At 47.8% G+C, this 22,585-nt stretch carries 7 protein-coding genes; 6 read left to right on the forward strand and 1 reads right to left on the reverse strand.

Features of this window, described 5'->3' with window-relative positions; all coding sequences use genetic code 11:
- Window positions 1-149: 149 nt before the first annotated feature.
- From ACOMHB_RS18980 to ACOMHB_RS19000, 5 genes are all read left to right on the forward strand, one after another.
- Window positions 150-5,357: a hypothetical protein gene (locus tag ACOMHB_RS18980; protein ID WP_448217795.1), complete on the forward strand. Its 5,208-nt coding sequence runs from the start codon at window positions 150-152 to the stop codon at window positions 5,355-5,357.
- A 28-nt stretch (window positions 5,358-5,385) separates the two neighbouring features.
- On the forward strand, window positions 5,386-12,504 hold the full coding sequence (locus ACOMHB_RS18985) for a hypothetical protein (RefSeq protein WP_448217796.1): 7,119 nt from the start codon (window positions 5,386-5,388) through the stop codon (window positions 12,502-12,504).
- A gap of 185 nt (window positions 12,505-12,689) precedes the next feature.
- Window positions 12,690-17,891 (forward strand): coiled-coil domain-containing protein, encoded by a 5,202-nt coding sequence (locus tag ACOMHB_RS18990; RefSeq protein ID WP_448217797.1) that lies wholly within the window; start codon window positions 12,690-12,692, stop codon window positions 17,889-17,891.
- 180 nt (window positions 17,892-18,071) lie between these two features.
- The gene (locus ACOMHB_RS18995; protein WP_448217798.1) at window positions 18,072-19,055 is read left to right on the forward strand and encodes a transposase; all 984 of its coding nucleotides are present in this window, start codon (window positions 18,072-18,074) and stop codon (window positions 19,053-19,055) included.
- A gap of 344 nt (window positions 19,056-19,399) precedes the next feature.
- Window positions 19,400-20,122 carry a transposase gene (locus ACOMHB_RS19000; protein WP_448217799.1) on the forward strand — a complete coding sequence of 241 codons (723 nt, stop codon included), beginning with the start codon at window positions 19,400-19,402 and terminating at the stop codon, window positions 20,120-20,122.
- On the opposite strand, the gene ACOMHB_RS19005 is transcribed toward ACOMHB_RS19000, so the two are convergent.
- A protein-coding gene (locus tag ACOMHB_RS19005) for an IS3 family transposase (RefSeq protein WP_448215008.1) occupies window positions 20,119-21,683 on the reverse strand; the annotation gives its coding sequence in 2 pieces (ribosomal slippage) (window positions 20,119-21,230 and window positions 21,230-21,683; 1,566 coding nt in all). The genes ACOMHB_RS19000 and ACOMHB_RS19005 overlap by 4 nt on opposite strands.
- 75 nt (window positions 21,684-21,758) lie before the next feature.
- Between ACOMHB_RS19005 and ACOMHB_RS19010 the strand changes: the two genes are divergently transcribed.
- Window positions 21,759-22,334 (forward strand): transposase, encoded by a 576-nt coding sequence (locus tag ACOMHB_RS19010; RefSeq protein WP_448218653.1) that lies wholly within the window; start codon window positions 21,759-21,761, stop codon window positions 22,332-22,334.
- Window positions 22,335-22,585 lie beyond the last annotated feature (251 nt).

A 22,585-nucleotide genomic window follows, 5' to 3' on the forward strand; every position in this document is an offset into this window, starting at 1 on the left:
CGGCGTACAGAAACGGCCATGAGCGAACAGCCATGAGCGATTGACAGCCATGAGCGATTGACAGCTATTGGTTATCAGGAGTCGCTTACTCGCGAGGTGCGGTAATCACTTTTCACGATAGTCAAAGTACTCAGCACTGAGGTAGTAGAATGACAAATATTCGCCCCAATGCCTTAACACTTTCAGTGGCCATTGCAATCAGCTCTTCCATGATTGGCACACAGGCACTGGCGGATCGCAGGCTGCAGACAAAATCTGTCGATATTCATGGCAATGGACATGTAGAGTTCATCCAGAGTGAGGTCATAGTTCAGCCAACTTTAGACGACGACCAGCAGCCAATACCCAAATGCTTTACTACCACTTACCCTGATCAGACTGAAGTCAGAGCGGGTTATGACATCCCTTCTGAAGGTTTCACCGACGTCCTTTCCGGCATCGAGGGTGGCGTTTCCATTGTTGATCAGTTTGAAACAGACGAGAATAACGTTGCTCAGAAGTACACCAAAGTTCTGAAGGTCGGTAATGAGGGGGTTTTCAGGTTCACCCATAACCTTGCAGAAAGGAAACTGCTTATCGAAGTCAGAGACAGGATGACCCATCAGGATTCAATCAAGGCTGTTCGCGTTCAATCAGGCAACACGCAAACATTAGAACCGTTTACGAAAGTTGCCAGCCCCGAACATCTGGTCGGAGTGCTCAAAGGTGTACATGAAAGAGCAGGAAACCTTGGCGAAGTTGATAACTATGTTGCCCTTGCCACCCTTGAAGTAGACAAGGTTAAGGTGGGGGGGCGCACCTTCATGCGCCTTATCGCCGCAGGTGACCGGCCTCCTGAGCTGCAGCGTCTGGGTCAATCGCTTTTTGTCGATGAAGAGGTGCTTTTGGCAGCGGCCACCTCTGCCTATACCCAGGTTCATGTTCTGGGGGAAGAGATACAACAGCAAGCTCTCAACGAACTGTTGTCGTACCATAAACCTGTCGGCTATGTTGTTCACGTCGAAGATGACACACAGCCTTATCCTGTGCCTGAGGGTTATCCAAAACTGGAAGTGACTGAGGCTCCGGGGGAGATTATAGTTTTCCGCAGTCAAAAACAGAATCCAACCGATCTCGCTTTTGTGCAAGGTCTCAATGACATGTGGGCGCAAGAATCTGGCTACTGCCCCCCCTCTCAAGCAAAAACACAGATCAAAAAAGATAAGGTCAAAAGCTATCAATACATCATTAGAAGCAGGCAGATGGCATTGCTGGAGGGGTTAGCAGCAGTGCACGCCGGACTTGAAGAAGATGGAGAAATGACGCTTGCATACGACCATGATCTGATGACGCCGCTGTCACAATATGAATATCTCCATCAGGCATTAGCCAGTGCAAATTCAGATGGAGCGGATGAATTTGAACTCACAATAGGACAGATCAAAATCGCTTCGACGGTCGTCACGTCGACCTGGATGCAGAATCAACTCAAAAAATACTTCAGCTTCAAGTCGGCATTCAGAAATCTACTGACTAATCAGTTCTTTATTCAGAATATTCAGAAAGTGAGACCGGATGACAGTGATATCCTCCAAGTGCAGGCCGATGATCCCGGGGACGAGGAAGAGATCGCTTCCAATGTCTTGAGCGACAAGCCCAGTAAGCTGATTGAGATAAAAGTCAGGCAAGAAGAGCTGCTGGCAAAAGAAAGAGAGCTCACCCTGCTTAGAAACCAGTTAAAGCAGACAACCGATAAAACCAGTACCAGTGCAAAGGAACAACTAAGAGCACTTCAACTCAGTCAACAAATTGAAGATAAACTTATACAGTTTCATCAGGAGCTGGGACAACAGAAAAACCAGATACAAACACTTCAGAGGCAAGTCAATCGAATTCCAACACTGGAAAAAAAACTTAGTAACATCAGAGCGTATGCGTTACTGGCTCAATACTCTGTAACAGCATCAAGGCTTGGTATTGATGACTGGATTGACACCCTTCCACTGGAAGTGCAATCCAGGCGCATCAGTGAAAGAGTTAATGAAATCTTCAGAGTATACGCCGCAACAGAACAGCCTGATGAAGAAGCGTTAAAAGCCAAACCGGCGGCCATTGGCGGCAAGCAAGGTATCGCTCCGGTCAGTAAAAAAAATCTGGCTATCCTTCAGTCCATTCAGCAGCAGCTGCAACAAGCCCTTAGACGACCCGAGTTACTCGATTCGGAAAAACTGACTACCTTTGAAGGTCAACTCGGGATTACGAACAGCCAACATGACCCTTTAGAGCGTCGCCGTACCATTCTGCAGCACCTCAAGCATGAGGCCATTAAGATTTTTCAAACACATATTCAGAATCAACAAGAGCACCAGGAACCGAAAAAATGGTTACAGAAACTTCTGCAGGAAATCGAACAAATTACAGAATTGAAACAAGAGGCCCATGATGCCAGCGCAGGTGATCTGAAAGTTCGCAACGCTCAAATAGCAATAGAGCTTGGTATTGATTACTGGGATGTTACCCAGCCACTGGCAGAACAAGCCAGGATCATTAGAAAAAAAATTCTTGAAATCAAGCAATTGGCTGGCGCAACAGCACAACCTGATAAAGGAGCTGTAAAAGCAAAAGCGTCGACCAATGAAGACGATCTTGCCAGCCTTCAGTTCATTCGCCCGCCAAAGCAACAGCGACTGCAACAAAACGAAGAGCCAACTGATGGGGAAATCCGGGAAAGACTGGCTTTCTATGAGGGTAAGCTTGATCTGGTTCCGGAAAGCGAAGACGACCTTGAAGCTCGTAACCTGGGACTTCAGCAGCGCATCATGCAACTGTCAATTGAGATCCATCAACAAAATATTGAGAATCAGCAAAAGCTGGCAAAACGGAGCACCTGGTTACACTTTCTTCAGGAGGAAGTCGACCGAATTCCAATACTGAGAAAAAAAACTCGTGAAGTAACAGCTGCAGCCATACAGGATTACAACACTCAAATTGCAGCAAAGCTTGGTATTGATAACTGGGATGGTACCCAAACCCTCGAAGCACAAACCAGACTCATCAACCAGAAAATTAATGAAATCAAGCAAGCCGCTGCAGCCACATCAGCTACCGCAACTTTGATTATCCCAACACCGGTTACCGCAACAGCGATTGCCCCAACTTCAATTGCCCCAACTTCGATTGCCCCAACACCGGTTACCGCAACACCAGTTGCCACAACGTCGGTTGCCGCAACACCAGTTACCGCAACAGAACAGACTCAGATCCGGCAACTGACTCAGGAACAGGCCCGTCTGGAAGCTGAGATTGACGTCAGAGAAGCAGATATTGAGAGAATGAAGGCTGCCCTGAAGGTTGCCGGGAAAACCGTCGAAAATGATGGTGGTCCCTTCCAGTACACGCCGGGACAGGTAGAAGTACTGACCGATATGTACGACTTCATCCACCAGCACGCACTCAAGAAACAGGCTCTGGAAGCCGCAATGGGTCTGGCAGCGTCTGCAGCGAAAAGCGGTAAGGTGATACCCCAGCTTTCGACTTTCGATTTTGATGATGAATTTGCACCCATTCGCTTGCAGGCCATGGTCGGAAAAGATCTGACATTTCATCAGGCCAACCGGATTGTAAGAATCTTCAGGAACCTGAAAAGAAACTTCTCACCCTCCTCTTTCGAGCTAGTCGATGATCAACCTCAGAACGTCCTGGAAGAACTCGGGATTCTGGTGCAGAGGATCAGAAATGAGTTAGGCAAAGGGCCTCAACAATACGACGAAGTCATTAATGGTATGGGCAAAACAGCCATTCAATTCGTCAAGTATGAAGAAGAGGACCTGAGAAGCTTCATGGAATACTTCGCGACCCGTTCTGACAGTGGTAACAGGATAATAGCTCTGCTGCGTGAAGGTTTTATCAGCAAGGTTGAACTTGAAAACTACATAAAGGCCGTCAGAGGTGTTGATGGTTATCAGACAGTGGATGAGTTTGAACACTTCCTTGGTGATAAACAGGGTGTCAAGGTGCTGGAGTTCAGGAAGGTTATCCAGATGCTGTCCGATGAGGGTGCCGAGCAATTCATGAAGATTGCCATTACTCCTGTGACCTTGACTGCAACTGGCCCGGCGGGCATGAAAGAGTCCGTTGACGTCATGAAAGAGTATGCCGCTGCGGTCATCGCCAACTACGTTCTGGACGATATTGCCTTTGAAAATGGTCGCAGAACGACAGCGTTTCTGGCCAATGTTCAGGAGACCCTGACACCTTATGCCAATGCTGCCGGCCTGTCTGAATCAGAATTGATCCAGGCTATCCATGATACCTTGATGCAGGCTCATGCCGCAGCGGTTGAGCAGGAGCTAACTAACTACTGGATCAAGCCTTCAGCCTTTCTGGTGCAGGCTGTCACCTGGTACTACGCCAGCTACAAACCGCTACTGATAACCCATACCGCCCGTCAGGCTGCCGAGCAGTCTGTCATAAACATGTCATTCCTCTATCTGCTGGATCTGACCAACCGGGGTGATTACCTGCACAGAATGCTAACACCTTTCCAGCACTGGTTGGAACGTTATGGTGTTGATCCTGACCGAACCGGCCAATACGCCTACCACAATGGAATTGAACAGGTCTCTGAATTGGGCGGTCTGGCCATGCCATTAGGCAAGGCCGCTGCTTCAGTCATTCTGTTAAAAACCGGTTCCATATTGTTTGCCAGACAGTACAACGCCAATCCGCAGATGTATCGCAGCATTTCCCGTCTGGTACCTGAAATATTGAAATCCATGGGTTCCCGACAAGGGGTACAGGTGCCGCTTCTGCACAGGGTGACACCACAAAAAGTGAAAACTCTGGCCTCGACCACGGCCGCTCTGGTGCTGGGTCCGGTAGCCACTGTCGGAGCATACGCCCATGGACTTATATCCGGATTCACCTATGCCCAAACCTTCGGATTCGCTCTGGCGTCGAGTCTCACTTTCGACTTCTTTATGAACGACAACAAGATGCTCACTCAGTGGCTCGGTGGCCCCCTGGGACGAAGTCTTGACAAATTTAAACGCTGGCGAGGCATGGGTGAATCGGACGATGACTATGTAAAACGCACAGCTATTGCCGCGCCTCAATATTTCAGTGAAACCGATGACGAGTATGCCTACCGTGTTAAAGCCAACAACACAATGTATGGCTGGACACGACATGAAAATTATCTGCAGTTCCGTGAACGCCGGGATCGCACCATCAAACTGTTTGAGAATGGCTGGGAGAAATACTTCAGGGAAAATGTGCCTAAATGGTCGTTCTCCCACGCAAAAAGTATTCCTTATTCCTACACTCTGGGTACCTTCTACGAATGGGGTGACAAAAAGATGAGAAATTTTTCACGGTAATCAAATTACTCTGCTCTGAGGTAACAGAATGACGAATACTCGCCCCCATGCATTAAGCTTTGCTGTGGCCGTTGCAGTTAGCTCTTCCATCATAAGTACACAGGCACTGGCTGATTCAAGGTTGCAGATAAAATCTGTCGATATTTCGGACAATGGACAGGTGGAGTTTACCCAGAGTGTGGTCATAGTTCAGCCAACTTTAGGTGATGATCAGCAGCCAATACCCAAATCCTATACAACCACCTACCCTGATCAGGCTCAAGCCAGAGCGGGCTACGAGGTTCCTTCCGAAGGCTTCACAGACGTTCTTTCTGGCATCGAAGGGGGGGTTTCCAGTGTTGATCAGTTTGAAACAGACGACAATGACGTTGCTCAGAAATACACCAAAGTCCTCAAGGTGGGTGATGAGGGAGTCTTCAGGTTCACCCACAACCTTGCAGAAGAGAAACTGGTCATTGAAGTCAGAAAAGGTATGACCGACCAGCATTCAATTGCGGCCATTCGTGCTCAATCAGGTGACATCGAATCATTAGAACCATCAACGGAAATCGCCAATCCCACACAGCTGGCCGGAGTGCTGAATGGTGCCCATGGAAGAGCGGGAAACCTTGGCACAAGCGATCACTATGTCGCCCTGACCACCATTCCAGTTAGAAAAGTTGAAGTGAACGGGCGCACCTTTATGCGTCATATTGTTGCGGGCGATCAGCCCCCTGAACTGGAGCACCTGGGGCAGTCGCTCTTTGTTAATGATGAGGCTCTTTTAGCAGCAGCCACTTCTGCCTACATCCAGGTCCATGTTCTGGGAAAAGATATACAACAGAAAGCGCTCAAAAAACTGCTGTCATACCATAAACCTGTCGGCTATGTTGTACTCGCTGAGGATGACACACAGCCATATCCTCTGCCTGAGGATTATCCAATGCTGAAAGTGACTGAGGCTCCCGGAGAGGTTATTGTTTTTCACGGTCAAAAACAGAATTCGGCCGATGTCGCTTTTGTGGAAGGTCTCTATGACATGTGGGTGCAGGAATCTGACTACAGTCTCCCCTCCAGAGCATCAGCACAGATTAAAAAAGATAAGCTCAAAAGCTACCAGTACACCATTCGAAGCAGGCAGATGGCACTGCTGGAGGATTTAGCGGCACAGCGCAATGTCGAACCTGACGAAGATGGAAAAATGATACTTGCTTGCGAAGGCGAACTGAGGGCGCTGTCACATTATGAATATCTCCATCAGGCATTGACCATTGCAACTAAAGATGGAGCCGATGAATTTGAACTCACAACAGGACAGATCGAAGTGGCTTCCTCGGTTGTTACATCAACCTGGATGCATGATCAACTGGAAAAACACTTTAGCTTCAAACCTGCAATCAGAAACCTTCTAACGGATCAATTCTTTATCGAGAGTATGCGGGAAGTGATACCGGATGGCAGTGATATCATCCTGGCGCAGACCGATACTTCCGGGGACAAGGAAGAGTTTGCTGCCAAAGTCACGAGCGACACGCCCGAACAGCTGATTGAGATGAACACCAGGCAAAAAGAGCAGCTGACAAAAGAAAGCGAACTCATCCAGCCCGGAAACCAGTTAAAGCTTACAACGGAGAAAAACAGTAACAGTAAAAAGGAAACAGCAAGTGTGCTTAAACTCAGGCAGCAAACTTTAGGTAAACTTACACTGTTTCATCAAGAGCTGGAACGACAGAACAAACTGATACAAAAACTTCAGCTGCAAGTCGATCGAATTCCAACGCTGGAAAAAAAAACCAGTAGTGCCAAAACCCATGCCTTGATAGCTCAGTACGCCACAATGGCAGCACGGCTTGGTATTAATGACTGGGATGATAGCCTTTCAATGGAAGAGCAATCCAGACGTATCATTGAGAGAACTAATGAAATCTTCAGAGTATACGCCTCAACAGGTCAGTCTCATGAGGAAGCGGTAAAAGCAAATCCGGCGATCATTGGCGGCAAGTGCATTATTGCTTCGGTCAATAAAAAAAATCTGGCTACCCTGCATTCCATTCAAAGACAGCTACGACAAAATGCTAAACTGCCCAACGCTCAAGCTTTGGAAAAACTGACTGCCTTTGAAGGCCAGCTCGGCCTGGTGACGAATAACCGATGTACCCCTGCAGACCGTCGCAGGGCCATTCAACTGCACCTTATGCATCAGGCCATTGAGATTTTTCAAACACATATTCAGAACCCACAAAAGCATGAAGAACCGAAAAAATGGTTACAGAAACTTCTGCAGGAAATCGAACAAATTCCAAAGCTGAAACAACAAGCTCGTGATGCCAGAGCAGATGCCTTAAAAGTTCGCAACGCTCAAATGGCAATAGATCTCGGTATTGATCACTGGGATGAAAAACTGCCACCTGAAGAACAAGCCAGCATCATTAGACAAAAAACTCTTGAAATCAGGCAATTGGCTGCCTTAACAGAACTGCCTGATAGAGAAGCTTTGCAAGCAAAAACGTCAGCCATTGGAAGCAAGAGGCGTTTTGTCTGGGACAATAAAGAGGATCTGGCTGCCCTTCGGTTCATTCGCCCGTCAAAGCAACAGCGGCTGCAAGATAACGAAGAACTAACTGATGGGGAAATTCGGGAAAGACTGGCCTTCTATGAAGGTAAGCTCGATCTGGTTCCAGAAAACGAAGATGACCTTGAGGCCCGCAACCTGGGGCTTCAGCAGCGCATCAAGCAGCTGTCACTGGAGATCCATCAACAAAATGTTGAGAATCAGGAAAAGATCGTAAAACGGAGCACCTGGTTACGCTTTCTCGAGGAAGAAGTCGACCGAATTCCAGTGCTGAGAAAAAAAGCTCGTGAAGCAACAGCTGCAGCCATACAGGATTACAACAGTCAAATTGCAGCAAAGCTTGGTATTGATAACTGGGATGGTACCCAAACCCCCGAAGAACAAGCCAGAATCATCAGCCAGAAAATTAATGAAATCAAGCAACCCGCTGCAGCCACATCAGCTACCGCAACATTGATTGCCCCAACATCGGTTACCGCAGCACCGATTGCCCCAACATCGGTTGCCCCAACACCGATTGCCGCAACATCGGTTGTCGCAACCTTAATTGCTCCAACACCGGTTACCGCAACACCGGTTGCCGCAACGTCGGCTGCCGCAACATTGGTTGCCGCCAATTCCCAGCCTGTTCTATCTCTGGACAAGTCAAGACTAACCGTTGGCGATGTCTCGCAGAACCTGGCTGCCGTTGAAAGTCAGCTTGGTTTGGTCCCGGTCGACTTAGCAGACCTGGAAGCCCGTCAACAGGCCATTGAACAACACATTGAGCAGCTGAATGCCCAGGCCCGTGCAGAGGCTGACAAAGCTGCTGCAATGAAGGCCGACTATACAACCATTGCCGTACATTCTGACATTGATGATTTTGATAGCAATGCAGATATTGACGTTCAACAAGTAAGTCTGGTTGAAAAACTGGAGGCAATGAAGGCTAAAGCGCAATCTCTGCGTCAACAACTTTATACTACGAGCAAGCAACTCGATGAGGAGTTTCTTTACACTGCTGGCAGAACAGCTGCTCTGGCTGAGGTTCTCGGTGCTGATCAGAATGACAACACCTTACTATTTGACCGCGCCGCTGCGGAGACAGCAGTCGTTATCAAACTTCTCAAGCTTAAATTTTTGGACACACAGCTGGATTACATCAGAACAGGCCACTCCGAAGTGATGCCTGAAGCCCTTGAGACATTGAGTAACCTGGAAAAAGCCCTTCAGATAAGAGCCCCTGATAAAAACGATGACGTGTATCTTCGTCGCCAGGCCATTTCTGAAAACATGCAGAGGTTTGTCAGAAAAGCCATACAACAGTCAGAGGAAAAGGCTCTGGAGATACTGAAAACCTCAGAAGAAATACTCAACATCAAAGTCAATGAAAAGGATGACAAAACGACAAGATTTAACAGGATTCAGAGAATGCTTTACGGCGATGATCTTACAGATCAGACGCTGGATAAGATAGATAACACCCTCTGGGCAGATGAAAACACAGCTCTGGACGGGAGGGCTCTCAGACTCGAGAAACTTCTCGCGCATCTTCACTATAAAATCGGAGTCCATGCCCCTGATCAGCGGGCCAGAGAACAACGGACTGATCCGCTGAGACAAGTAGAAGAATTACTTAAGGTCGACCTCATTGAACGGGATGACAGAGCGCTAAGACTTGCCAAGGTTATTAATATATTTGACAGCGATTCTGTCAGAGAACAGCTACTGGATCAGATAGAGCAAACTTTCTGGAAAGAAGACTGCAAAGCTATCGACGAAAGAGGCCTCAGACTCAAAAAGCTTGATGCTAGTTTTACTTATAAAGTCGCAGATCCTTACCATATTAAGCTGTTCAGAGAACTGGAGAAACGTTCACTTGCAGCCATAGAGCACCAGCTGAAAATCCCCCCTCTTGATTTCATTACTGCTTTAAGAAAAGTCAGGTTTTTCACAGCTAAACTGGCCAGTGACCTGATGATAAACCTTGACAGGGATGCCAGTCTGTCTGACCAGAAGGATGTCCTGATAGCCAGAATTCAGGCATTTCGGAATGAAGTCAACCAAGCCTATGACGATGAAGCAGTCAGGAGAGTCCGGAACAATGAAGTGGCCCGCCAACTCAACATTAAAGGCTATAACGATTATGCCAGTATAAACGACCAAAATAGTCTAATTAAAGCAAAACTCTTACAGCTGGAAGAAGAAGTTATCGACAAGGTTCAGCCAGACGTTAATATGCGCATCCAGATCATTGAGAACGAGCTTGACAGGCATATGGCTCTCCTGAGACCTAAGCCCCGATACGTTCTTGATCGTGAGGCAGCCACAGCCAGACGAGTATTGGAAGAAGCTGAAAGTGAGCTGGCGACTGCACATCAAAAACTGGATGCTATGGCACAACCGGACGGGGATGATGCCAGTGACAGCAAGATCCGGCAACTGACTCAGGAACAGGCCCGTCTGCAAGCTGAGATTGAAGTCAGGAAAGCAGACATTGAGAGAATGAAGAATGCCCTGAAGGCTGCCGGGAAAGCCATCAAAAATGATGGCGGCCCCTTCCAGTACACGCCGGGACAGGTAGAAGTTCTGACCGATATGTACGACTTCATCCACCAGCACGCGCTCAAGAAACAGGCTCTGGAAGCCGCAATGGGTCTGGCAGCATCTGCAGCCAAAAGCGGTAAGGTGATACCCTGGCTTTCGACTTTCGATTTTGACGATGAATTTGCACCCATTCGCCTTCAGGCAAAGGTCGGAAAAGATCTGACGTTTCATCAGGCCAGCCGGATTGTAACCGTCTTCAGGAACCTGAAAAGGAACTTCCCACCCTCCTCTGTCGAGCTGCTAGATCATCAGCCTCAGAACGTCCTGGAAGAAGTCGGAATTCTGGTGCAGAGGATCAGAAATGAGTTGGGCAAAGGGCCTCAACAATACGACGAAGTTATTAATGGTATGGGCAAAATGGCCATTCACTTCGTCAAGTATGAAGAAGAAGACCTGAAAAGCTTCCTGGAATACTTCACTACCCGTTCTGCAACTGGTAACAGGATAATAGCACTGCTGCAAGAAGGTCTGATCAGCAAGGTTGAACTTGAAAATTACATTAAGGCCGTCAGAGGTGTTGATGGTTATCAGACAGTGGCTGAGTTTGAACACTTCCTTGGTGATAAACAGGGTGTCAAGGTGCCGGAGTTCAGGAAGGTTATCCAGATGCTGTCCGATGAGGGTGCCGAGCAATTCATGCGAATTGCCTTTACTCCTGTGACTGTCACTGCAACTGGCCCGGCGGGCATGAAAGAGTCCGTTGACGGCATGAAAGAGTACGCCGCTGCGGTCATCGCCAACTACGTTCTGGATGATATTGCCTTTGAAAATGGTCGCAGAACAGCAGCGTTTCTGGCCAATGTTCAGGAGACCCTGACACCTTATGCCAATGCTGCCGGGCTGTCTGAATCAGAACTGATCCAGGCTATCCATGACACCTTGATGCAGGCTCATGCCACAGCGGTTGAGCAGGAGCTAACTAACTACTGGGTCAAGCCTTCAGCCTTTCTGGTGCAGGCTGTCACCTGGTACTACGCCAGCTACAAACCGCTACTGATAACCCATACCGCCCGGCAGGCTGCCGAGCAGTCTGCCATAAACATGTCATTCCTCTATCTGCTGGATCTGACCAACCGGGGCGATTACCTGCACAGAATGCTCACACCTTTCCAGCACTGGTTGGAACGTTATGGTGTTGATCCTGACCGAACCGGCCAATACGCCTTCCACAATGGAATTGAACAGGTCTCTGAAGTGGGCGGTCTGGCCATGCCATTGGGCAAGGCCGCTGCTTCAGTCATTCTGTTAAAAACCGGTTCCATATTGTTTGCCAGACAGTACAACGCCAATCCGCAGATGTATCGCAGCATTTCCCGTCTGGTACCTGAAATAGTGAAATCCATGGGCTCCCGACAAGGGGTACAGGTGCCGCTTCTGCACAGGGTGACACCACAAAAAGTGAAAACTCTGGCCTCGACCACGGCCGCTCTGGTGCTGGGTCCGGTAGCCACTGTCGGAGCATACGCTCATGGACTTATATCCGGATTCACCTATGCCCAAACCTTCGGATTCGCTCTGGCATCGAGTCTCACTTTCGACTTCTTTATGAACGACAACAAGCTGCTCACTCAATGGCTGGGTGGTCCTCTGGGCCGCACTCTTGACAAGATGAATCGCTGGATAGGCTTGGGGGAAACGCAAGATGAATATGAGCAACGTAACGCTATTGCCTCGCCTCAACGCCTCAATGAAACCGATGAAGCCTATACAAACCGGGCTAAAGCCAGCAACAGCATGTATGGCTGGACTCGACACGAAAATTATCTACAGTTCCGCGAACGCCGTGATCGCACCATGAAACTGTTTGAGAATGGCTGGGAGAAATACTTCAGGGAAAATATGCCTGAATGGTCATTCTCCCATGCAGAAAGCTTTCCTTACTCCTACACTTTGGGAGCTTTCTTCGAATGGCGACATGGCAATAACAAGAAAGCTTCTGTTCATGATAAGAGACAGAACCCCGCTGAATGCGTCATGCAACCAGCAACCAGTTACACCACTGAACGATGAAATACAGGTGATGGCTGCAGGTGTGAGCGTTTCCTCCTCCAGTCCACAGAGGTTTCTCTGCTAAAAGAGCCTGAAGCTATTCACACAAGCAAATGACAGCCATGAGCGATCACAAGTTGCTTCCTCGCCTGGTGTGGTCATCACTTTTCGCGGTAATAAAAAGTACTCAGCTCTGAGGTAGTAGAATGACAAATGCTCGCCCCAAAGTATTGAGCCTTGCTGTGGCCTTTGCAATCAGCTCTTCCATCATTGCCACAGAGGCACTGGCCGGTCGCAGGCTGCAGATAAAACCTGTCGACATTCAAGACAATGAACATGCGGAGTTTATCCAGAGTGAGGTGGAGGTTCGGCCAACTTTAGGTCTTGACCAGCAGCCAATACCCAAATCCTTTACAACCACCTACACTCCTCAGGTTGAGTTCAGGGAGGGCCATATTTGTCCTTCAAAAAGCTCATTTGTCGGCCTTTGTTTTTATTTCGATAGAGGCGTTTCCATTGTCGATCAGTTTGAGACAGGCGAGAATGACGTTGCTCAGAAATACACCAAAGTCCTGAAGGTGGGCGATGAGGGAGTCTTCAGGTTTACCCATAGCCTTGACGCAGAGGAACTGTTGATTGAAGTCAGGGCAGGAATGACCGATGAGGATTCAGTTAACTCTGTTCGTGCTGGATTATCTGGCGGCCAACCATTAGAACCGTCAACGAAACTAGCCAGCACCGAAGAACTGTATTCAATGCTGTTGTGTGCCGATGACAGGGCAGGAAGCCTGGGTTCAGGCGATCACTATGTCGCCCTTGCCACCATTAAAGTAAAACAGGTTGCAGTGAATGGGCGTACATTCATGCGCCTTATCTCAGGGGGTGCTCAGCCTCCCGGGCTAAAGCGCCTGGGCCAATCGCTCTTTGTTAATGATGGGGCTCTGCTGACGGCTGCCACTTCTGCCTATATTCAGGTTCACGTCCTGGGAGGAGATATACAACAGAGGGCTCTCAATGAACTGTTGGAACACAACAAACCCGTTGGCTATGTTGTACACGCCGATGATGACACGCTGGTTTATCCTGTGCCTTCGGGTTATCCAAAACTTGAAGTGACTCAGACTGCCGAGGATATCATTATTTTCCGTGGCCATAATCCGAATCCAGCCGATGTCGCTTTTGTAGAAAACCTTCTTAACCTCAAAGAAGCTGAGGCTCACAACTCCGCTAATCCAGTATCAGTTCTTGTTTTAAAATCTAATGTCAAAAGGTACCTGCGGTTCATTCGAAGCAGGCAGCTGGCGCTGCTGGAGGAGTTTGTTGCGCGGCACAATGCTGGAGTGAACGAAGATCAAACGACGCTTGCACGCGAAGATAAAGAGACGGCGCTTGCACTGGCAAAATATGAATCTCTGCAGCAGGCGCTGAGCATTGCTGAACAAGATGAAACATTTCGGTTTGCGTTCACAGCAGACCACATCAGAGCTGCTTCGTCACTCATCACGCCAATCTGGATGCAGGCCCAACTCTTAAAACGCTTCAGCTTCAACCCTGTACTCAGAGACCTTCTGACTAGCCAGCATGCTGTTGAGAATATTCTTAATCATATATCCACTGTCGTTAAATTAGAGACCGACGGCATACACGACGACGAACAGTTTGCTGTCAAATTCAAGGACAACATGGCCAGACAGCTGGCTGAACGGGACAGCGACCTGCAAGAGCTTCTTCAGAAAGAGGCAGTCGAACTCTTGCAGCTTGAATACAGGTTGCAGCGGGCACCGGAAATAGCCGATACCGGCGATGAGATAAAACTGGAAGTGCAACAACTCCTTCAGATCATTAAGGGTAAAGTTGCAAAGCTTCTTGTGCAGCTGGAAGATCAGCAAAGCCTGCAAAATACAATTATTCAGAAAATCGGGCGAATTCCTGAGCTGGAACAGGAAGTTCTTTTTGCCAGAAGTCTTTACAACGCTGAACTGGCAGTAGCACTTGGCAAGGATGACTGGAGTGATACCCGGTCACTGGATGAGCATGCCAGACGCCTCCTGGAGAAAATTAATGGTATGCACAGAGCGGCTGCCTCAGCAGGACAGCCTCAGGAAGAACCTGAAAAGACGACACTGAATACTCAAGCCACTAAAGAAGCAACTTTCGTCAAACTCAGACAAGATGCTCTGGCTGAGGTTCCTGATCCTGAACTGAATGAAGACAGTAAATTACAAGACCGTCAGGCACTGAATGTACTGGAATCCGTAGAAAAACTACTCAAGATCAAAGTCAATGAAGGAGATGACATGACAGCAAGGCTTGAGAGGGTTCGAACCAGGCTTGTCAGGCAAATGGCTCGTCCGGGATCTCAACCAGGATACGTTCCTGATTCAGAGGTAGTCAAAGGCGACATAGAAGAAGCTGAAAGTGCGCTGGAGGAACTTCATCGCAAACTGGATGCTGTTCATGGTAAACAAGTGCTATTTGCACATTCTACTGACGTCCGCCCTGACACGGTCAGAGATACCACTGCTCTCAATCAGGCAATGAAACAAATTCAGACCGGGTTGGGTCTGACTCAGGATGATAATCAAACCCCTGAAGACCTGATAGACGGCATTAAACGTTTTCTGAAAAGAAACAGGGACGAGACAGATAGACGAGTTGAAACCTTTAAGAAACTGGGTGCTGCCATCAAAGATCTCAGACCCCCTTTTGAGAGTGACCCTGATAAAATGTCAGAAGAGGATTACATGAATGCTGTCAGAAACTATGTAGCCGCTTATGGTCGGGATGAAGTCGATTTCGCAATAGGCGAACTGCCTGAAACCAGAAGAAAGTACACTCAGGTTACGAAATACCTGCATGAGCACGAATTTAGAGAAATGGAATTGGCTCATGCACAATTTCGAGAAAAACAAGCACAAGAGGCTCTGAATAGAAAAAATCAGGACATTAACCATTCCAAAGACATTGATCCGCAAACTAAAACCTCACTTGAGGACGAGAGAGCTGAGCTGGATTTAGTCCTGGAACAGAAAAAAACGCTGAAGTCAGAAGCACAAAAAGCTCTGGAGGATCATAAAGCGAGCCTTAAAGCCATTGAAGAAACTGTGGGCGTTAAACCAGATTCTACTGCTAACTATGATGACCGGGTTAATGCCCTGAGAAACAAAAAACTGGAACTGGGTGGGAATGATGGCAATGGCGGCAGGATTCAGCAACTGATTCAGGAACAGGACCGTCTGGAAAGTGAGATTGAAGCCAGAGAAGCAGATATTGAGAGAATGAAGGAAGTGCTGAGAGCGGCAGGCAAAGCCGTCAAAAATGACGGCGGTCCCTTCCGGTATACCCCGGGACAGGTAAAAGTTCTGGCCGAGATGCACGACTTCATAAAGCAGCACTCTCTCAAGAAACAAGCTCTGGAAGCCGCAACAGGTCTGGCAGCCTCTGCGTTAAACAGTGGTAAGGTCATACCCTGTCTTACCACTTTCGATTTTGACGATGAGTTTGCCCCCATTCGCTTGCAGGCGCTGGTCGGAAAAGACCTGACGTTTAATCAGGCCAGTCGGATTGTGGGAGTTTTCAAAAGCCTGAAAAGAAGCTTCCCGCTCTCCCCCTCTGAGCCAGATATCATGGAACAAGTCGAGAGTCTGGCGCACAGGGTCAGGAGTGAGATAGGAAGTGGGGCTCAACAATACGACGAGGTCATTAACGGCATGGGCGAAACAGCCATTCACTTCGTCGAACATGAATCAGGAGACCTGACAGACTTCTCGGAATACTTCGCTACTCATTCTGCCAGTGGTAACAAAATTATAGCTCTGCTGCGTGAAGGACTGATCAGCAAGATTGAGCTTGAAAACTACATGAAGGCTGCCAAAGATGTCGGTGGTTATCTGACAGCGGCTGAATTTGAACACTTCCTGGGCAACAAACATGGCATCAATGTGCTCCGCTTCAAAGCCGTTGTCCAGATGCTGTCCGATGCAGGAGTTGATGAGTTCATACAGAGTGCCTTTACTCCTGTGGCCGTTACTGCTATAGAACCGGCAGGAATGAAAGAGTCGGTTGCCGGTATGAAAGAGTACTCTGCCGCGATCATCGCCAACTATATTCTTGACGATATTGCCTTTGAAAATGGCCGCAGGACGGCAGCCTTTCTGACCAATGTTCAGGATACCCTGACGCCTTATGCCAATGCTGCCGGCCTGTCTGAGTCAGACCTGATCAAGGCTATCAATAGCACCTTGATGCAGGCTCATGCCGCAGCGGTTGAGCACCAGCTGAATGAGTACTGGCTCAAACCATCAGCCTTTCTGGTACAGGCTGTCACCTGGTACTTCTCCAGCTACGCCCCCTTGCTGGCGACCCACACCACCTGGCAGGCTACCGAGCTATCCTTCTTGAACATGTCATTCCTCTATCTTCTGGATCTGACCAACAGGGGTGATTACCTGCACCGGATGCTCACACCTTTCCAGCACTGGTTGGAACGCTTCGGTGTTGATCTTGACCGAACTGACGAATATGCCGACCGCAGTGGAATTGAACAAGTCACTGAAGTGAGCGGACTGGCCATGCCAATGGGTAGAGCCGCTTCCTCAGTCATTTTACTGAGAACCGGCTCCATGTTGTTTGCCAGGCAGTACAACGCCAACCCGTATATGTACCACAGTATTTTTCGTCTGGCACCCGAAATAGTGAAGTCCATGGGTTCCGGACAAGGGCTTCAGGTACCACTGCTGCACCGGGCGACACCACAAAAAGTAAAAACCCTGGCCTCGGCCACAGCCGGTCTGGTGCTGGGTCCGGTAGCCACTGTCGGAGCATACGCTCATGGCCTTATATCTGGATTCACTTATGCTCAAACCTTTGGATTTGCTCTGGCGTCGAGTCTCACCTTCGACTTTTTTATGAACGACAACAAGATGCTCACGCAATGGCTGGGTGGACCTCTGGGTCGAAGCCTTGACAGGATTAATCGCTGGCTCGGCCTGGGGGAAAACCGGGATAAATATGTGAAACGTACGGCTATTGCTTCGCCTCAACGCTTTAATGAAACCGATGAGGCCTATGCAAAGCGTGTTAAAGCAGGCAAAAAAATGTATGGCTGGACGCGACACGAAAATTATCTGCAATTCCGTGACCGCCGTGATCGTACCATGAAGTTGTTTGAGAATGGCTGGGAGAAATACTTCAGGGACAATGTGCCTAAATGGTCATTCTCCCACGCAGAAAGTATTCCTTACTCCTACACTCTGGGAAACTTCAATGATTGGCAAAAGAGTGATGATCAGATAAATAACCCTCAAACCAAATCAACCACCATCCCCACAGCCGAGAAAGCAGCGCTGGCTGGTCTTGAGGTTAAGAAGTCCGATCTGGAAGACAAGAATACCTATGACGAACTTTGATATCAGAAACCAGTGAATGACCCCTTTAGAAAAGAAGAAAAAAAAAGAAAAAAAATAAAAAAAAAGATAAAAAAAAAGACACCCATAAAAAAAGAAAAAAGACACCCATAAATTTGCTTTACCACCCATCTGGTCTACTTTTTCACCCATCACTGATTTTTTACCCAAACAGGTGAGTCCATGGCTCAGGCCCGCAATACACTGATTGACCCCAGCTCAACGCCCTATTACCACTGCATGGCAAGATGTGTTCGTCAGGCTTACCTCTGTGGAGAGAACCACCTGACTGGCAAGAACTACGAGCATCGCCGCCAGTGGGTGGTGGATAAACTCCGGGAACTGGTTTCAGTCTTTGCTATCGAAGTCTGCGCTTACGCAGTCATGTCAAACCATTATCATGTGGTTTTGCACATCAATCAGTCATCTGCCAGAGGCTGGTCACGGAATGAAGTGCTTCATCGTTGGACAACCTTGTTCAGAGGTCCGCTTCTGGTGCAAAGGTATCTGGCCGCTGACAGACTGGGCAGCGCTGAGTTGGCCCGTATTGATGAATATGCTGAGGAATACCGGCGTCGTTTAATGGATATCAGCTGGTTTATGCGCTGCCTGAATGAATACCTTGCTCGTGAGGCCAATAAAGAAGACCAGTGTAAAGGACGCTTCTGGGAAGGTCGCTTTAAAAGCCAGGCATTGCTGGACGAGGCAGCTTTACTGACCTGCATGACCTACGTTGACTTGAATCCGATTCGGGCTGGAGAAGTAGAAACACCCGAAGAGTCCGACTACACGTCGATTCAGGAACGAGTGGATCAATTTACACATTCTGAGACTAAAAATCAGCCGCTGACCCTGAAACCTTTTTGTTTGCAGGGCCAGAACACGGACGTTGCCCTTCCCTACCTTCTTCATGACTATCTGGAACTGGTTGACTGGAGTGGCCGGATTGCCAAGACAGATAAGAAAGGTTCCATCCCGTCGTGTACCCCTCCTATTCTTCAAAGATTGGACATTGATTCGAATGAGTGGCTAAAAACCATGCAATGGAATAATCGTTTTTATCGGGCAGTTGGCCGTTTGGAGGCGATGAAGGCCTTTGCACTTGAAGCCGGACAGAAGTGGCTTCGAGGTTTAAACGCCTGCAGTCGTTTGTACCTGACAGGTTAGCGTAGAAGTCAGTTAAGACGTCAAAGACCCTCGCTTTATCTCTCTTCGACTTATGTCGGAATGGATTTGTACTGCCTGAGTTATGGCTTGAAAGACTCTGTGCGTTTAATGGCTCTGTGTGGCTCGTTGATACGCTACTTGAGGATAGATTTTCTGATACTTTTTGGGAATACGGTTTTTGAGTGTCTTATTTTTTTATTTGAGTGTCTTATTTTTTTATTAATTTTGGCTCTTCAGGGATATCTGTGGGTAAAAATGAGTCAATTTGATAGGTAGAAGCACCAGCGGCTGATTTTTGATAGTTTTTTTGTTAGCAGACAAAATAACCACAAGAGACACCGCTGATGCTAATAAAAACTATCCTCAATAAAGTTCATAAACTCAAGTCATTTGTTTATCAGGATGTGAAACTTGGCTTCTACCAAGGCTCTGAAGTATTCAATGTAGCCGTTGTTCCACGAAAGAACAGTCACGCTATCTGCTCAGGATGCCAGAAACCTGCTCCGGGCTACGATCATCTTTCTGAGCGTCGTTTCGAGTTTGTTCCTCTCTGGGGAATCAGAGTTTTCTTGCTCTATAGAATGCGCCGGGTGGAATGTAAGACGTGCGGCGTAAAGGTTGAGCAAGTCCCATGGGCTGAAGGTAAGAAGGAGCTGACCAAAGCCTATATGCAATTTCTGGCAAACTGGGCCAGAAAGCTGTCTTGGAAAGAGGTTGCCAGTACTTTCAATACCTCATGGGAGAAAGTATTTCATGCTGTGGAGTACATGGTTGAGTGGGGCAAAGCGCATCGTTCACTCGACAATATCAAGGCCATTGGCGTTGATGAAGTGGCTTACCAGGTCGGACATAAATACCTGACAGTGGTTTATCAGATTGATCGCAGTTGCACCCGGCTATTATGGGTTGGTCAGGATCGTACTGAAGCCACAATTAGAAACTTTTTCTTCTTTTTTGGCCCTGAGCGTAGTCAACAACTGAGGTATGTCTGCTCTGACATGTGGAAGCCCTATGTAAAGGCGATCGCGGAGTTTTTCAAGATAGTTGTCCCGAAAACTGAATTTTAGGCTGCCTTTTTCTCGTTAATTCTTGCTTCAGACAACCGCTCAGGATTCAGTGCAACCGCACCTACAGGCTCCCAGTTTCTGATAACTCCTGACCAGCGCGTTGGATTAGCTTCTCGCGCTTTGGTATACACCTGTTTCCGGTGATTCAGGATTTCCTGATCTCTTTTCTCATGCCGTTGCGCAGGTGTCACAAAGCGGATTGAGCTATGGCGGTGTTCATTGTTATAAAAGCGCTCAAACTTCAGCATCCACTGTCGACTGTGTTCTAACGTCAGAAAACCTTGAGATGGCCACTGAGGACAGTACTTCACCGTTTTAAAGATCGATTCTGCAAATGCGTTATCGTTACTCACCCTTGGGCGACTATGAGAGGGAATAATGCCCAATTCCTCAAGCTTGGCCTTAAAGGTACTCGACGTCATTGGAGCCCCATTGTCTGAGTGCAGTACAAGCGGTGTTTTAGTGCATTTTTCAGCCACCATTGTCCGGTTAATCAGTTCACTGGCTAACTCACCAGACTCACGGCTATGAATCTCCCAACCAACAATCTTACGACTGTAAACGTCCAGTATCAGGTAGAGGTACCAGAACTGGCCGCGTACCCTGGAAGGTATGTAACTGATGTCCCAACACCAGACCTGGTTAGGGCCAGTAGCAACATAGGTTGTCGGCTTGTTGCTTTTCGATCGCTTTCTTGAACGACCGCGGTGGTGCAACTGACCATACTTTTTCAACACACGGTAAAAGCTAGATTCAGAAGCAACGTATACTCCCTTGTCTGCAAGGGCTGGCACGATCTGCGATGGTGGCAGGCTCGCATACTCATCTTCATTACTGATAGTCAGAATACGTTGCTCCTCTTCCTCAGTCAGTTTGTTAGAGGGTACCGGGCGCAAGGCATCCGGGCGTTTGTCCGTTAACACTGCACCATTGTCATCGCGCCAGCGATTCAGTGTTTTCAGGGATATTTCCAATTGTTCAGCAGCCTTCCAGCGAGAAGCGCCGTTTGCTATAGCCTCATCAAACCATGTCAGCAGTTGGCGGCGCTTATCGACAGGTGTCAGTTGTCCTCGCTGTCTATCCCGTAGAAGGCATCGAGCTTTTTTGATAGCACCAGCAGGGCTGCAGCTTCTGCCAACGCCTTGTCTTTACGGCGAAGCTCTTTTTCAAGGCTCTGATTGCGCTTACGCTCTTGTTTTAATTGCTTGCTTTCCTGGTCTGCACGCTGAGAAGCCTGAACAGCACCTGAAATACAAGCGTGCTTCCACTCCTTGACTTGTTGAGGATAAAGCCCTTTTTTACGGCAGTATTCACTTAACTCTGTTTCTGACAAAGCAGCGGTTTCGACGACCACGGCAAACTTGCTTTCAGCAGACCATTGTTCTGATTTTTGTTCGTTCCCTGGCACAGGTAATCCTTTGTCCCGTAGTTTTTTACGCCAATTATACAGGGTTTGTTCGCTGATACCTTCCTCTCTGGCAACATCCGGCACAGAGCGATTGTGTGGTGGTAACAGTTTTTTCAAAACAGCTGATTTACGTTCCTCTGAAAAACGAGGCATATTCAACGTCCATCGCCCACTGTCTAGCTTTTATTGGTTAATCAGTGAGCGGGACAACTATCCTGACACAGCGGGATCGCCGAGTTTGCCAATCAGGCGCTGCATATTCTGGATCGATTTCACATTGTGGCCATGCTGAACAAGGCCATCGATGAGGTCAGGGCATCAGAACACAAACAGCTTCAGGCTGATGGCTATGAGCCTGTTTTGAAAAAGACCCGTTGGTGTCTGCTGAAACGGAAGGAAAACCTGACCGAGAAAGAAGAGATCAAGTTAAATACAGTGCTTCAGTATAATCTCAAAAGTGTCAGGGGCTATCTGCTCAGAGAGGAGTTTCAAGTGTTCTGGGGTTACATATCACCACACTGGGCAGGAAAGTATCTGGACCGGTGGTGTACAAGAGTCATGCGGTCAAAGATAGAGCCGATGAAGAAAGTAGCTAAAACTGTTCGGCGGCACAGGCCACTGATCCTGAATTGGTTCAGGGCAAAAAAAGCATTTTCCAGCGGAATTGTGGAAGGTCTGAACACCAAGATAAAACTCACTACGAGAAAATCGTATGGTTTCAGAACCTATAGATGTGCAGAAATCGCTTTATATCATGCACTGGGCAACCTGCCCGAACCAGAAATGCCCCACAGATTTTGCTGACGAGGCTTAATTTTTATGGGTGTCTTATTTTTCTCTGACGAGGCATTTTTTTATTAATTTTTATGGGTGTCTTATTTTTCTTTTTGATACGCTACTTGAGGATAGATTTTCTGATACTTTTTGGGAATACGGTTTTTGAGTGTCTTATTTTTTTATTAATTTTTATGGGTGTCTTATTTTTCTTGTCTCATTTTTTCATTATGGGTGTCTTATTTTTTTTTATTAATTTTTATGGGTGTCTTATTTTTCTT

The sequence above is a fragment of the Endozoicomonas sp. 2B-B genome (assembly GCF_053470045.1).